This is a genomic window from Salinibacterium sp. ZJ450 (assembly GCF_011751885.2).
Lineage (GTDB): Bacteria > Actinomycetota > Actinomycetes > Actinomycetales > Microbacteriaceae > Ruicaihuangia.
Genome location: NZ_CP061771.1, coordinates 1,924,203 through 1,938,422, shown reverse-complemented (window position 1 = coordinate 1,938,422; position 14,220 = coordinate 1,924,203). Strand labels below are relative to the sequence as shown.

Sequence of the window (14,220 nt, the reverse complement as noted above, 5' to 3'; positions counted from 1 at the left end):
CCGGGTGGTCAAGAATCCTGCGTCCGGGCCCGGGACGACGCCGGAAAAGTGCGCCCCGCGCGCCGATGGTCGGGGCCATCATGGACTCATGACGACGGCATCGCCCACCCGCCAGACGGTTTCGCCCGCCCTCCAGGCTGCGATTGACAGCTTTCTCGATCCCCGCGGCTACCTGGCCGTCGCCTCGATGGGTTTGCCGACCAAACAGTCGGTCGCGGCGCTGAGCGCAGACCTGGACCTCTGGGCGCACGCCCACCGCGACCCGCAAGCGTACGACGCGGTCATCGCCGAAACCCGCCGCGACTACGCCCGGCTGGTGGGCGTGACGGCCGACCGGGTGGCCATGGGGTCGCAGACATCCGTGATGGCCAGCCTGCTCGCCGCCGCCGCACCGGACGGCGCCGAGATCCTCTGCGTCGACGGCGACTTCTCATCCATCGTCTTCCCGTTCGACATGCGGCCGGGAATCCACACCCGCAGCGTGCCGTTGGAGGCGCTGGCCGACGAGATCAGCGACGCCACCTGGCTGGTCTCGTTCTCGCTGGTGCAGTCGGCCACCGGGCAAGTGGCGGATGTCGCGGCCATCATCGAGGCGGCCCGGCGACACTCCGCGTTCACCTTCTGCGACACCACCCAGGCCGCCGGGGTGCTGCCGGTCGACGCCAGCCAGTTCGACGCGACCGCCTGCCACACCTACAAGTGGCTGTGCTCGCCACGCGGTGTCGCCTTTCTCACCCTGGGGGAGCGGTTCGAAGCGGAACTCGAGCCGGTGCAGGCCGGGTGGTACGCCGGGGATGACGTCTGGCAGTCCTGTTACGGGCCGGCCATGCACCTCGCCGGTGACGCGCGCCGCTTCGACCTGTCGCCCGCCTGGCAGGCGTGGATCGGTGCCCGCCCGGCGATCCGCATGTTCGCCGACCTGGACATCGCCGAGGTCTGGGCGCGCACCTCCGGGTTGGGCGATCAGCTCTGCGACGCGCTCGGCATCCCGCAGCAGCATCAGGCCATCGTCACCTGGCCGGATGCCGACGGCAGCGACCTGCGTCGACTGTCGGATGCCGGCATCCGGGTCTCCGGACGCGCCGGCAGGCTGCGGGCGTCGTTCCACCTCTGGAACGACGCCAGCGATGTGCGCGCCGTGGTGGCGGCGTTGGGCACGAGCGCGCGGCGATAGACTCGGCACTCACTGTTTTTTCCTCGACCGGGCATCCAGCTCGGCTGATCCTTGGAGTTCTTTTGGCCGCGCCTTCCCGTCTCGATTCCGTCATCTCCCTGGCCAAGCGCCGGGGCTTCGTGTTCCAGGCCGGTGAAATCTACGGCGGGTCACGGTCGGCATGGGACTACGGGCCCCTCGGTGTCGAGCTCAAGGAGAACATCAAGCGGCAGTGGTGGCGGCACATGGTCACCAGCCGCGACGACGTGGTCGGGCTCGACTCATCCGTGATCCTGCCGAAGCGCGTCTGGGAGGCATCCGGTCACGTCGAGGTCTTCAGCGACCCGCTGGTTGAGTGCCTGAGCTGCCACAAGCGCTACCGGGCCGACCACCTGCTCGAGGAGTTCGAGGAGAAGAAGGGCCGCGCCCCTGAGAACGGCCTCGGCGACATCGTCTGCGTCAACTGCGGCACCCGCGGCCAGTGGACCGAGCCCAAGGAGTTCTCCGGGCTGCTGAAGACCTTCCTCGGCCCGGTCGATGACGAGGCCGGGCTGCACTACCTGCGCCCGGAGACCGCGCAGGGCATCTTCGTCAACTTCGCCAACGTGCTGTCGGCGTCCCGGATGAAGCCCCCGTTCGGCATCGGCCAGATCGGCAAGAGCTTCCGCAACGAGATCACCCCCGGAAACTTCATCTTCCGCACCCGCGAGTTCGAGCAGATGGAGATGGAGTTCTTCGTCGAGCCCGGCACGGACGAAGAGTGGCACCAGTACTGGATCGACCGGCGGATGGCCTGGTACACCGACCTCGGCATCACCCCCGAGAACCTGCGCCTGTTCGAACACCCTTCCGAGAAGCTGTCGCACTACTCGAAGCGCACCGTCGACATCGAGTACCGGTTCGGCTTCCAGGGCAGCGAGTTCGGCGAGCTGGAAGGCATTGCCAACCGCACCGACTTCGACCTGACCACGCACGCCGCGGCATCCGGATCCGACCTCTCCTACTTCGACCAGAGCAAGAACGAGCGCTGGACCCCGTACGTGATCGAGCCGGCGGCCGGCCTCACCCGGTCGCTCATGGCCTTCCTCGTCGACGCGTACGCCGAGGACGAGGCGCCGAACACCAAGGGCGGCGTCGACAAGCGCACCGTGCTGCGGCTGGACCGCCGACTCGCGCCGGTGAAGGCAGCCGTGCTGCCGCTGTCGCGCAACGAACAGCTGTCTCCGGTGGCGAAGGAACTCGCCGCCGACCTGCGCCAGTACTGGAACATCGACTTCGACGACGCCGGCGCCATCGGTCGCCGCTACCGTCGGCAGGACGAGATCGGTACCCCGTTCGCGATCACCGTCGACTTCGACACCCTCGAGGACAAGGCGGTGACCGTGCGCGAGCGCGACACCATGAAGCAGGAGCGCATCTCGCTCGACCGCCTGCAGGGCTACCTCGCCGGGGAGCTGCTGGGCGCCTGACCGGCACCGTTTGAGCCAGTTTGTCGGGTCTGAGCCACGGCGAACTGGGCAATGTCAAGTGGTGGTTGCAACTGTGTCGATCAGGCTGCCTGGAGGAACTGGGCGAGGGCCTGCGCGGGGGTGCGGTAGTCCAGGGTCGGCCGGGGCCGCTTGTTCAGGGTGTCCTGAACCTTGCGCAGGTCGGCCGCCGTGTGAGTCGAGAGGTCGCTGCCCTTCTCGAACCAGAACCGGAGCAGCCGGTTGGTGTTCTCGTTGCTGCCCCGCTGCCAGGGCGAGTGCGGGTCGCAGAAGTACAACCGGGTGTTCAGCTCGAGTTGGATGCGTTCGTAGTCGGCCAGCTCGGTTCCCCGGTCCCAGGTGACCGACCGGCGCAGATGCTCGGGCAGGTGCCGCATCTGTTCGATCATCGCGTCGGCGACCTCCGGGGCGGTGTGTCGACCGGGCAGGTGCAGCAGGATCACGAACCGGCTGGCGCGTTCCACCAGGGTGCCGATCGCCGACCGGTTCCCTCCACCTATGATCAGGTCGCCCTCCCAGTGCCCCGGGACGGCGCGGTCGGCGGCCTCGGCCGGCCGCTGACTGATGGTGAACGCCTCCCGATACGGGTTCTTCGGGTTAGCCCGGCTCGACCGGGAGACCCGGGATCGCCGTTTCAGGCTGAGCTGCTGGTTCAGATCCGCCCGCAGATTCCCACGCGTCTGCACATATAGCGCCTGGTAGATCGTCTCGTGACTCACCCGGCTAGTCTGATCCCTCCCGGCCGTGCGGCGGAGCATGTCCGCGATCAGTCGCGGGCTCCAGCCCTGGTCCATCCAGGCCGCAATCCGGCGACACAGCAGCTCGTTCACCGCGAGCTTGAACGGTTTCGGACGAGCTCGCCGAGATCCCGCGAGCCGGTCGGCGATCCGCGCCCGATAGACCCCGTCCGGGCCGCGGTTGCGGCTGATCTCACGGGAGACCACGGACTTGTCCCGGTCGATCAGCGCCCCGATCTGCGACAGGGGCAACCGCTGACCCAGCCCCGCCTGGATCACGGCGCGATCCTCCGAGCTCAGAGAGCGCCCGGACTTCTCCCGCGGCGGCGGCACCGGTTCGGCCATCCCACCGTGCGGGCCCATCCGCAAAGGTGTCATCGGCCCAGATTGCGCCCACCACCGTCTCACGGCGCCCCGCGACGCGCCCACCGCAGCACTCGCGGCATTCATCGACGACCCTGCGGCCATCAACTCGAAGAACCGTTCTCGCTCCGCCGGCCCGAACTTCGGCTTCATCGCAACACCCTTCCGCAGCGTTGCAACGACCATATGAATCTGCCCTGGCTCAAACCCGACAGACTGGATCAATCCCGCGGGAATAGCAGCGACTCACCCATCGTTGGCATTACGTATGACTACTCCCATCAAGGTTGACATCTGGTCGGACATCGCGTGCCCGTGGTGCTACATCGGCAAGCGCAAGTTCGAGGCCGGAGCGGCCGGCTTCGACGGCGAGGTGGAGATCGAGTACCACTCGTTCGAACTGGCCCCAGACACCCCCGTCGACTTTGACGGCAGCGAGACCGACTTCCTCAGCCAGCACAAGGGACTGCCCGTGCCCCAGGTGAAGGAGATGCTCGACCGGGTCACCGGTATCGCCTCGACCGTCGGGCTGAACTACGACTACGACGCGCTTCAGCACACCAACACCATCAAGGCGCACCAGCTGCTGCACTTCGCGAAGAGCCAGGGCAAGCAGATCGAGATGAAGGAACGCCTGCTCAAGGCCTACTTCGAAGAGGGCAGGCACGTCGGACGCGACGAGGACCTCGCCGACCTGGCCGCCGAAATCGGACTCGACCGCGAGGCCGCGCTCGTCGCGCTCCGTGACCAGACCTTCCTCGGCGACGTGCAGGCCGACATCGCCCAGGCGCGCGAGTACGGCATCAACGGGGTGCCGTTCTTCGTCTTCGAGGGCAAGTACGGCGTGTCAGGGGCACAGGATGCCGCGACCTTCGTGCAGGTGCTCGAGCAGGTCAAGGCGGACAGGGAGCAGGCAGCGTGAGCGGCCTGATCCAGCTCGGCGACCCGAACGCGATCGCCTGCGTGGGCGACCATTGCGCCATTCCGGCGCCCTCCAACGCAGCCGTCGCCAGTTCAGACGCCGCCCCGGCTGCCCCCGACGTCAAGGCCTGATCGCCGCCCAGTATCGCTGCAAGATCGAGACGCCGCACGGTTCCAGAACCGTGCGGCGTCTCGTCCTTAGACCCTCGGACGCGTCCGGAAGCACGCGGTTCTCAATTGTTACGTATCTGTTAAAACCATCTGTCTACCCCGGTAAGGGGTTGACCCTCCCGATGCGACCCACGTAGCGTACCGACATCGAGCGAAGGCACCCGGGAGGCACCTCCTCAACATATGTAAGGCATCAGGTTCTCGGATCCAGTGCCCGTTCGATTGGCGTGATAGCGCCGGCGCAAGGCATGCCCGATGCCGTCGACAGGGCTGTGCTGTGTCTACTTGACACAGCACGACGCACAGTCTGACCAGCAACGACACAACCCGAAACCCCGCTCAACATGTGAGGCCCGAACCCCATGTTTGCTCCCGTTCTTTTCGCGTCCCTTAATACGGTCACTACCGTCGCTGTCCTCTCGCTCAGCGCAGATTCCGCTGTACCGGCCACCGCGGCACCCGACCTGTTTCCGGCCACCGCGGCACACACGCTTCCGTCCCCAGCTGCGCCCGACACGCTGTCCGCATGGTGGAACGCCATAGTGACTAACGCCGGCACCGCAGCGGCCGAGCTGAGCCGCTTCTATGAGTCGGTCAGCGTGTTCATGCCCGTCGCGATCGCAGGCGCGATCGTCTGGGGGTTATGGCTGGTGCGCTTCGTGCTCTCGCACCGGGTGAAGCCGATCGTGTCGGATTTCCGCACCAGCACCTCAGTGGTGGTGCCCTCGTACCACGAGGATCCCGACATCCTGCTGCAATGTCTGGACACCTGGCGGGCCCAGAATCCCGACGAGATCATCATCGTGCTGGATGTCGAGGATCTCGAGGCGTACGACCGGATTAGCGCTCTCGGTGATGAGCGCGTGACCCCGATCCTGTTCCATCACGTTGGTAAGCGGTCGGCGCTCGGTGTCGGAATCCGGCGAGCGCGGGGCGAGGTGGTGCTGCTGGTCGATTCCGACACGCAATGGCAGCCCGGACTGCTCGAGGCGGTGCAGATGCCCTTCACCGATCCGCTTGTCGGCGCGGTGAGCACCCACCAGAACGTCTACCAGCGGGACACCAGCATTTGGCGTCGCATGGCGGACTGGATGGTCAACCTGCGCTATTACGACTATGTGCCGGCGATGGGGCGGGTCGGCGCGGTGCCCTGCGTTTCCGGTCGCACGGCCGTGTATCGGCGGAGCGCGATCATTCCCCTCGTCGACCACCTGGAGAACGAGTTCTTCCTTGGGCGGCGCTGCATCGCGGGGGATGACGGCCGGCTGACCTGGCTGGTGCTGGCGTCCGGATATCGCACGGTGCACCAGTCGACCGCGCGGGCGCTGTCGATGTTCCCGATCACCTTTGCCGCCTTCGTCAAGCAGCGCGTGCGCTGGAGCCGCAACTCCTACCGCTGCTACTTCACCGCGATGAGCAAGGGGTGGCTGTGGCAGGTTCCCGTCATCACCCAGTTGACGGTGCTGCAGATCGTGCTCACCCCGCTGACGATGGGGCTCAGCATGGTCTACCTGATCTTCTCCCGCTTCGAGTTCACCACGGTCGGCGCCCTGCTGGCAGTGGGGTGGCTGCTGCTCGGTCGCGGCATCCGGGGCATCTCCCATCTGCGACGGCATCCCCGCGACATCCTGATTCTGCCGCTCTTCGCCCTCACCGTGATCCTCGTCGCGCTCCCGATCAAGGCGTATGCCTTCGTGACCATGAACAAGCAGGGCTGGCTTACCCGCCGCGCCGATCAGGTCGGGGGAGACGGGCAGCACTCGCGCACCTTGCAGCCCTCGGCGTCTGACTCGACGGCGGCGGCCGACCGGGCCACGGCACCTGACTCGACGGCGGTCGCGGCATGATCCGGGCATGCTCAGCGCTGGCCGTATCCGCCCTGTTTGTGCTCGGAGCGACCCTGGGGCCTCTCACGGCACCAGGTGCCCACGCGGCCGAATCCGCTTCGGCGGACAAGATCGACGAGGTCGATGAGGTGGCTGAGGGCCGGCCGTACCCGGGCGATCCCACTTTCGAGGCGGCGCTCGTCGCGGACGAAGACGCGCGCCTGGTCGACGTCCGGTCGGTGATCAGCTCCGCACCCTGGCGTGACATCGACACCGCCCGGCCCTACCTGATCGCCACCCCGCGCACCAACACGCTGGTGCTGGTGCCCCGTGCCGAGCCATACACACTGCAGGAGTTGGCCGGCACCGCGACAGGCTCGGTGCGTGTGCGCGCCGACGGCGCGTACCTCATCAGCGACCACATCGCCGTCCAGGAAGGCGCGACGCTGCTGCTGCAGCACGACGGCGGCATGCGGGTGCGACTGGTCAGCGGCGCGGACTACTTCACCTCGATCGTGGTGCTCGGCGGGAGTCTTCTGGTCCGAGGCGCGCCCGGCGCACCCGTTGACATCGGAAGTGTCGACCATGGCGGTCCGCGGGTTGATGCCGACACCTCCGACGGCCGTGCCTACCTGCGCGTGCTCGGTGGCCACGCCGAGATCAGTGACGCCACAGTGCATGACCTGGGCTTCTGGAGCGGGGAAACCGGCGGGCTCGCCCTCACCGGAATCGAGCCGCCGGACCAGACCGCCGACGCGCCGACTGCTCCGGATGCCGCGGGCGAATCGTCCTCGCTACCCACGGTCGCCCTGACCGAGGAGGAGCGCGCCGCGCTAGCGGTGCAGGGGACTCTCCGGCGGGTGAAGGTGGACGGCAACGCCTTCGGGATCTTCGCCTCCAACGCCGAGAGCCTGGTCATCGATGCAACAACTGTCAGCGACAGCCTGGTCTCCGGCATCCTCTTCCACCGCTTCGTCACCCGTTCGACGATCACGAACACGACCTCCCGCGGTAACGCCGTGGACGGGTTCGCGGTCGCCAGGGCGAGCACCGGAAACGCCTTCAGCCGGATCACCAGCACCGACAACGGCCGCAACGGGATGACCCTCGATGGGCGACCGCTGGCTGATGGGCCGAGCGCGACGGGCACCGCGGTGCGGACCTACGGCGACAACGTGGTCTTCCGGGGAACCTTCGCCGACAACACCCGCTACGGCGTCGAGATCAACGGCGGCGAGTCGCTGGCGGTGCGCTCATCCACGATTTCCGGCAACGAGATGGGCATCGTCCTGGCCAATGAGGCGCAGGGCGTGCGGCTGACGAACAATGAGCTGCGCGGCCAGGCACGCCAGGGAATCGCCGTGCGCGAGACGGTCAGCGGTGTCTACATCGGACGCAACTCCATCGTCGGCGGAGAAACGGGCATCTACCTGCGAAATGCCGTCGGCGACGTCGTGGACAACACCATTTCCCACGCCGCCATCCACGGCATCACGCTGGTGGGCTCGACGACCGGGTCAACGGTGACCGAGAACACGGTGACCGGGGCAGGTCCGAGTGCGATTTACGCGGACCGATCCCGCGGCGCGATCGTCGAACGAAACGAGGTGGACGGGTGGACCGAGAGCCGCTCGCTCGACGCCGTCCTGGCGGGCATCTTCCAGCCGTTGACGATCGTCTGGGTGATCGTCATGCTGATAGTGGTGCTGTCCGTGGTCGCACGGGCGCGGGCGCGGGCCGCCGGTATCCGACACCCCTACGAGTCGCACCAGCCGCTCAGCAGCTACAGCCGCGGTGTGGTTGAACGCAGCGAACTGGAGGCTGCGGCACAGCGCAGCGAATGGGCTATCGAGTCCGAGCGGGCAGAAACTGACACAGCAACGAGAGCGGGGGCTCCGGTATGACGGTGAACAAGCGGTGGCGGATCACCGGCATCGCGGTCGGGAGCGCCATCGTGCTGGCTGCCGTGCTGATCCTGGCCCTGATGCTCATCAACCGTGGCGACGAGAGGCAGCAGGCGGGACCCACGCCGACACCCTCTGCACCGACCACCCCGACCCCGACCCCACCAGCCCCGAGCGGCGGTGCAACCCAGGCAGAGGACATCGAATGCCCGGCAGCGACCGTCACGGTGTCCACCGCCGACGGACTGCACGAGGCGCTCGCTGCTGCGCAGCCCGGCCACGTGATCGCCCTCGCCGACGGGGTCTACCAGGGAAACTTCGTCGCGGCGACATCCGGAACCCCCGACGCACCCATCTGGCTGTGCGGCTCGGCCGCCGCGATCCTCGATGCGGGCGGCCCCAAGGAGGACTACGTGATGCACCTGGACGGGGCCCAGTACTGGAGGCTCGTCGGCTTCACCGTGCAGAACGGGCAGAAGGGGGTGATGGCCGACGGCACAGTCGGCTCAATCATCCACGGGCTGACCGTCACCGGCATCGGCGACGAGGCTATTCACCTGCGACGGTTCAGCACCGACTCCACCGTCAGCGGCAACACCATCTCCAACACCGGTCTGCGCCGCGAGAAGTTCGGCGAAGGCGTCTACGTCGGCACCGCGGAAAGCAACTGGTGCGACATCAGCGGCTGCGAACCCGACCGCAGCGACCGAAACCGGGTCATCGGCAACACGATCAGCGGCACCACCTCCGAAGCCGTCGACATCAAGGAAGGCACCAGCGGCGGCACGGTTGCCGGCAACTCGTTCGATGGCGCCGGCATCACCGCCGCCGACTCCTGGATCGACATCAAGGGCAACGACTGGCTGATCGAGGCGAACACCGGGGTGAACTCGCCACAGGACGGCTTCCAGACCCACGAGATCCTCGACGGCTGGGGAGACCGCAACACGTTCCGCGCCAACACCGCCACCGTGAACGGGCCCGGCGTGGGCTTTGCCCTGACACCGGAGAAGGAGAACGTGCTGGAGTGCACGAACTCCGCCACGGCAGCCGCCGAAGGGATGAGCAACATCGACTGCGTCGGTTAGCGACGCCATCACCATCCATCAGCATGACCAATAAGGAGGAACACCAATGGCAACTCGAAACGCCGGCGGGCGCCCCCGCCTAACCGTGATCGGCACCGGATACCTGGGTGCCACGCACGCTGTCTGCATGGCGAGCCTCGGATTCGAGGTACTCGGTGTCGACGTGGATCGGGACAAGCTTGACCGCCTGGAGAACGGCGACGTTCCCTTCTTCGAACCAGGATTGGCCGAGCAACTTCGCCAGGCGGTCGACTCCGGGCGCCTCCAGTTCACCGACGACTTCGTGCGAGCCGCGGATTTCGGCGACGTGCACTTCATCTGCGTCGGAACGCCGCAGACGGCCGATTCCCCGGCCGCCGACCTGCGGTTCGTTGACGCGGCATTCAGCCGGCTCGCCGAGAACATCACCCGACCGGCGCTGATCGTCGGCAAGTCCACGGTTCCCATTGGCACGGCAGAGCGGTTGACCGAACTCGTGCAGGACCTCTCGCCGGCCGGCGAGGCGGTGGATGTCGCATGGAACCCGGAGTTTTTGCGCGAGGGGCACGCCGTGCAGGACACCCTGCACCCGGACCGGCTGGTGTTCGGGGTGTGCTCAGAGTCGGCGGCCGAGAAGTTGCGGGAGGTCTTCGCCCCGATGCTCGACGAGGGCACGCCGGTGATCATCACTGACCTGAAGACCGCGGAGCTGGTCAAGGTCGCCGCGAACGCGTTCCTCGCCACCAAGATCTCGTACATCAATGCGATGGCGGAGGTGTGCGAGGCCACCGGCGCCGACGTGAACCTGCTGGCCACCGCGCTGTCATACGACTCCCGCATCGGCGGCCGGTTCTTGAAGCCCGGCCTCGGGTTCGGCGGCGGATGCCTGCCGAAGGACATCCGCGCATTCGCCCACCGTGCCGAGGAACTCGGTGTCGGGCAGGCGGTGTCATTCCTGCGGGAGGTCGACGCGATCAACCACCGGCGCCGCACTCGAACCGTTGACCTGGTGCGGGAGCTCGCCGGAGGTGCGCTCGCCGGCAAACGGATCGCCGTGCTCGGCGCTGCGTTCAAGCCGAACTCCGACGACATCCGTGACGCTCCCGCCCTCGACGTGGCAGCGATGCTGCATGACGCCGACGCGATCGTGTCGGTGTACGACCCGGCGGCGATGGACAACGCGAAGCGGGCATACCCGCAGCTGCGCTATGCCGACACCCTGCTGGAGGCGATCAAGGATGCCGACGTTGTCGCGATGCTCACCGAGTGGGACGAGTTCCGCGACGCCGATCCGGAGAAACTCGGGCAGCACGTGGCGCTCCGCCGCATCGTCGACGGGCGGCACGCGCTCGACGCCGACGCCTACCGGTCCACCGGGTGGGAGTATCGGGCGCTTGGCCGGCCCGCCGATTCCCACACCGTCGCGCTGATCTCAGACAAGCAGGATGAGCTGATTCCCGGCTAGTCGGCGATATCGGCGACCGTCGCCGCGAACGCGGCGATCAGGGCGTCGGCGTCCACGAACAGACTGTGACCGTGGTCGCCGGCGCCCATCGACACGCGACGGCCCACAATCGACTCGTCCGCGTACACCGGCCAGGCCGTGGTCGAGCCGAACGGGGTGATGGTGCCTCGCTCGTACCCCGTCGCCTCGAACGCGGCGTCGGCCTCGGGCAGCTTCAATTTGTTGACCCCGACGATGCCGCGTAGCTTGGCCCAGCCGATCTGCTTGTCGCCGGGGATGAGCGCGAACAGGTAGTTGCCGTCCTGCCGTTTCACCACGAGGGTCTTCACGATATCGGCGGGCTCTATTCCGAGCGCGGCCGCGGCCTCCTCGAGGGAGCGCACGTGCGGTCGCTCGACAATCTCGATGGGCAGGCCCTTGGCTGCGGCATCCGCCTCTACTCGCTCGCGTCCAATCATGTTCCAAGTATCCATCTCGTTGTGGAGTGGTCCGTGTTCGTCACGGAGGAGCTGCGGCACCACGCCGCGCAAAGTTGCCAGGTTTGCGCGGCGTGGCGCAGCACATCCTCAGTTGGCGACGCTCAGCGAACCAGGCGGGTGGTGACGAACTTTCCCCGCCCGAGCACGGTTACTCCCAGTCGGGCGACGCACCGACGCGGCAGCCGGTGCAGTCTGGGAGAATGGAAGGTGATGCCTTCCCTCACTGCACCGTCACCCCAGCTCAGCATCGGGCCGATCGCGCTCGATGTTCCCGTCGTGCTCGCGCCGATGGCGGGCATCACCAACACCGCGTTCCGCCGGCTCTGCCGCGAATACGGCGCAGGCCTCTACGTCAGTGAGATGATCACCAGCCGCGCCCTCGTCGAACGCACGCCCGAGAGCATGCGGCTGATCAAGCACCACGAGTCCGAGACGCTGCGCAGCATCCAGCTCTACGGCGTCGACCCGAAGACCGTGTCGGATGCCGTCACCATGCTGGTCGCCGAAGACCGCGCCGACCACATTGACCTGAATTTCGGATGCCCCGTGCCCAAGGTCACCCGCAAGGGCGGGGGAGCGGCGCTGCCCTGGAAGCTCGGGCTGTTCCGCGACATCGTCGAAGGCGCGGTGAAGGCGGCCGGCGACATCCCGCTCACCATCAAGATGCGCAAGGGCATCGACGCCGACCACCTCACCTACCTCGAAGCGGCGAAGGCCGCCGAGGGCGCCGGCGTCTCGGCCATCGCGCTGCACGCGCGCACCGCCGCGGAGTTCTACTCGGGCACCGCCGACTGGTCAGCCATCGAAACGTTGAAGAACACCATCACCGGCACGCCGATTCTCGGCAACGGCGACATCTGGAGCGCGGATGACGCGATCCGAATGGTGCGCGAGACCGGAGCGGACGGCGTTGTCGTCGGCCGCGGCTGCCTCGGCCGGCCCTGGCTGTTCGGCGATCTGGCTGCCGCGTTCCGCGGCGCGGACGCGGACGCCGCAACACCCGCGAGAATCGAACCCACCCTCGGCGAGGTCGCCCAGGCGTTCAAACGGCACGCCGAACTGCTGGTCGAGTTCTTCGACGATGACGAGGCTCGGGGCTGCCGCGACATCCGCAAGCACGTCGCCTGGTATTTCAAGGGCTACTCCGTCGGTGGCGACCTGCGCGCCCGGCTCGCCACGGTGGAGTCCCTCGCCCAACTCGACGACCTGCTCGCCACCCTGGACTGGTCATCGCCGTACCCCGGCGAAGCGGCCGAGGGGCAGCGCGGACGCGCCGGAACCCCGAAGAAGCCGGCACTGCCAGACAAGTGGCTGGACAGCCGCGAACTGCAGGAGACCCACCGCGCCGAACTGAGCGAAGCGGAATTGAGCACCAGCGGTGGCTGACGGCGTGGCCGAGGGCTACGGCCCAGCCGACACCGACCGCTGGTTGCCAGAAGAGCACTACTCGCGGCGCAGCGATTTCGCCCGCGACCGCGCCCGGGTATTGCACTCCAGCGCGCTGCGCCGGCTCGCCGCAAAGACCCAGGTGCTCAGCCCGATCGCCGGCGTCGACTTCGCCCGCAACCGGCTGACGCACTCGCTCGAAGTGGCGCAGGTCGGCAGGGAACTCGGCGCCAGCCTCGGACTTGACCCGGATGTCGTCGACACCGCGTGCCTCGCGCACGACCTTGGCCACCCGCCGTTCGGGCACAACGGCGAGAAGGCGCTCAACGACTGGGCCGCCAACATCGGCGGTTTCGAGGGCAACGCGCAGACCCTGCGGCTGCTCACCCGGCTCGAGCCGAAGGTGTTCGGCGACGACGGCGCGAGCTTCGGTCTGAACCTCACTCGGGCCAGCCTCGACGCCAGCTGCAAATACCCGTGGCCGGCACGGCAGGGCGTGCCCGACCCGAGCGGGCGCAGCAAGTTCGGCTTCTACGACGACGATGTGGCCGCCTTCGAGTGGCTGCGCGCCGGCGCCCCCGAGCGGCAACGCTGCATCGAGGCGCAGGTGATGGACCTGTCCGACGACATCGCATACTCGGTGCACGACTTCGAGGATGCCGTGGTCGGCGGGTACATCGACGTCTATTCGCTGGGCTCCCGCACCGACCACGACGCGCTCATCGACTCGGCGTCAGCCTGGGTCGGCGGTCAGTTCAGCCCGGACGAACTCGGCGCCGCCTTCGACCGGCTCGACGGGTTGTCGGTCTGGATCCGCGAATGGGACGGCGGACAACGCGCGCTCGGCCAGCTGAAGAACCTCACCAGCCAGCTGATCGGCCGCTTCGCCGGAGAAGCCACCCGCGCCACCCGCGAGGCGCACCCCTCCGGCAGCCTCATCCGGTTCGGCGCCAGCGTGGTGGTGCCGCGCGAGATCGAGGCGGAGATCGCCGCGCTGAAGGGCATTGTCGCGGCATTCGTGATGGAGCATGACAGCCGGCAGCCGCTCTACGTCGAGCAGCGCGAGGTGCTCACCGAACTGGCCGACGCGCTCTGGGCGGCCGGTCCCGGCGCGCTCGATGTGGGCTTCGCCGCCGACTTCGAGACCGCCGAAACGGATGCCGCGCGCCGCCGCGTCATCATCGATCAGGTCGCCAGCCTCACCGATCAATCCGCGATGAGCCTGCACGCCGGGATCGCGAGGTAGAGCTGGTGCACGCTC

General features: G+C 67.5%; 12 protein-coding genes. 10 read left to right on the top strand and 2 right to left on the bottom strand.

What is annotated here, in order from left to right:
- Positions 1–88 precede the first annotated feature (88 nt).
- Both HCT51_RS09190 and HCT51_RS09185 read left to right on the top strand, forming a co-directional pair.
- Positions 89–1,174, top strand: coding sequence for an aminotransferase class V-fold PLP-dependent enzyme (locus HCT51_RS09190; RefSeq protein ID WP_166873001.1), 1,086 nt, complete (start codon positions 89–91; stop codon positions 1,172–1,174).
- 62 nt (positions 1,175–1,236) lie between these two features.
- Positions 1,237–2,622: a glycine--tRNA ligase gene (locus tag HCT51_RS09185; RefSeq protein ID WP_166872999.1), complete on the top strand. Its 1,386-nt coding sequence runs from the start codon at positions 1,237–1,239 to the stop codon at positions 2,620–2,622.
- An 80-nt stretch (positions 2,623–2,702) separates the two neighbouring features.
- Here HCT51_RS09185 and HCT51_RS09180 read toward each other — a convergent pair whose 3' ends face one another.
- A complete protein-coding gene (locus tag HCT51_RS09180; protein ID WP_224760422.1) occupies positions 2,703–3,893 on the bottom strand; it encodes an IS30 family transposase in 1,191 nt (396 codons plus the stop codon).
- A gap of 115 nt (positions 3,894–4,008) precedes the next feature.
- Here HCT51_RS09180 and HCT51_RS09175 point away from each other — a divergent pair, with 115 nt between their 5' ends.
- From HCT51_RS09175 to HCT51_RS09155, 6 genes are all read left to right on the top strand, one after another.
- A complete protein-coding gene (locus tag HCT51_RS09175; RefSeq protein WP_166871421.1) occupies positions 4,009–4,662 on the top strand; it encodes a DsbA family oxidoreductase in 654 nt (217 codons plus the stop codon).
- Entirely contained in the window at positions 4,659–4,793 is a 135-nt protein-coding gene (locus HCT51_RS18860; protein WP_255523517.1) for a hypothetical protein, read from the top strand. Before HCT51_RS09175 ends, HCT51_RS18860 begins: the two co-directional genes overlap by 4 nt.
- A gap of 581 nt (positions 4,794–5,374) precedes the next feature.
- Positions 5,375–6,679, top strand: a complete 1,305-nt coding sequence (locus HCT51_RS09170; RefSeq protein WP_224760421.1) for a glycosyltransferase — start codon at positions 5,375–5,377, stop codon at positions 6,677–6,679.
- Positions 6,676–8,562 (top strand): right-handed parallel beta-helix repeat-containing protein, encoded by a 1,887-nt coding sequence (locus tag HCT51_RS09165; RefSeq protein WP_166871423.1) that lies wholly within the window; start codon positions 6,676–6,678, stop codon positions 8,560–8,562. Before HCT51_RS09170 ends, HCT51_RS09165 begins: the two co-directional genes overlap by 4 nt.
- A complete protein-coding gene (locus tag HCT51_RS09160) occupies positions 8,559–9,650 on the top strand; it encodes a right-handed parallel beta-helix repeat-containing protein (protein WP_166871425.1) in 1,092 nt (363 codons plus the stop codon). Before HCT51_RS09165 ends, HCT51_RS09160 begins: the two co-directional genes overlap by 4 nt.
- A 46-nt stretch (positions 9,651–9,696) precedes the next feature.
- A complete protein-coding gene (locus HCT51_RS09155) occupies positions 9,697–11,094 on the top strand; it encodes a UDP-glucose dehydrogenase family protein (protein WP_166871427.1) in 1,398 nt (465 codons plus the stop codon).
- On the opposite strand, the gene HCT51_RS09150 is transcribed toward HCT51_RS09155, so the two are convergent.
- The gene (locus HCT51_RS09150) at positions 11,091–11,552 is read right to left on the bottom strand and encodes an aminoacyl-tRNA deacylase (RefSeq protein WP_224760420.1); all 462 of its coding nucleotides are present in this window, start codon (positions 11,550–11,552) and stop codon (positions 11,091–11,093) included. The genes HCT51_RS09155 and HCT51_RS09150 overlap by 4 nt on opposite strands.
- Positions 11,553–11,783: 231 nt before the next feature.
- On the opposite strand from HCT51_RS09150, the gene dusB reads away from it, so the two are divergent.
- A complete protein-coding gene (gene dusB / locus HCT51_RS09145; RefSeq protein ID WP_166871430.1) occupies positions 11,784–12,959 on the top strand; it encodes a tRNA dihydrouridine synthase DusB in 1,176 nt (391 codons plus the stop codon).
- Positions 12,952–14,205 (top strand): deoxyguanosinetriphosphate triphosphohydrolase, encoded by a 1,254-nt coding sequence (locus HCT51_RS09140; RefSeq protein WP_166871432.1) that lies wholly within the window; start codon positions 12,952–12,954, stop codon positions 14,203–14,205. The genes dusB and HCT51_RS09140 overlap by 8 nt, the downstream gene beginning before the upstream one ends.
- Positions 14,206–14,220 lie beyond the last annotated feature (15 nt).

What these genes read in the sequence shown, in the direction of transcription:
- dusB (WP_166871430.1), top strand. Translation starts at nt 11,784, where the DNA reads ATGCCTTCCCTCACTGCACCGTCACCCCAGCTCAGCATCGGGCCGATC.
- HCT51_RS09150 (WP_224760420.1), bottom strand. Translation starts at nt 11,552, where the DNA reads ATGATTGGACGCGAGCGAGTAGAGGCGGATGCCGCAGCCAAGGGCCTG.
- HCT51_RS09190 (WP_166873001.1), top strand. Translation starts at nt 89, where the DNA reads ATGACGACGGCATCGCCCACCCGCCAGACGGTTTCGCCCGCCCTCCAG.
- HCT51_RS09155 (WP_166871427.1), top strand. Translation starts at nt 9,697, where the DNA reads ATGGCAACTCGAAACGCCGGCGGGCGCCCCCGCCTAACCGTGATCGGC.
- HCT51_RS09180 (WP_224760422.1), bottom strand. Translation starts at nt 3,893, where the DNA reads ATGAAGCCGAAGTTCGGGCCGGCGGAGCGAGAACGGTTCTTCGAGTTG.
- HCT51_RS09175 (WP_166871421.1), top strand. Translation starts at nt 4,009, where the DNA reads ATGACTACTCCCATCAAGGTTGACATCTGGTCGGACATCGCGTGCCCG.
- HCT51_RS09165 (WP_166871423.1), top strand. Translation starts at nt 6,676, where the DNA reads ATGATCCGGGCATGCTCAGCGCTGGCCGTATCCGCCCTGTTTGTGCTC.
- HCT51_RS09160 (WP_166871425.1), top strand. Translation starts at nt 8,559, where the DNA reads ATGACGGTGAACAAGCGGTGGCGGATCACCGGCATCGCGGTCGGGAGC.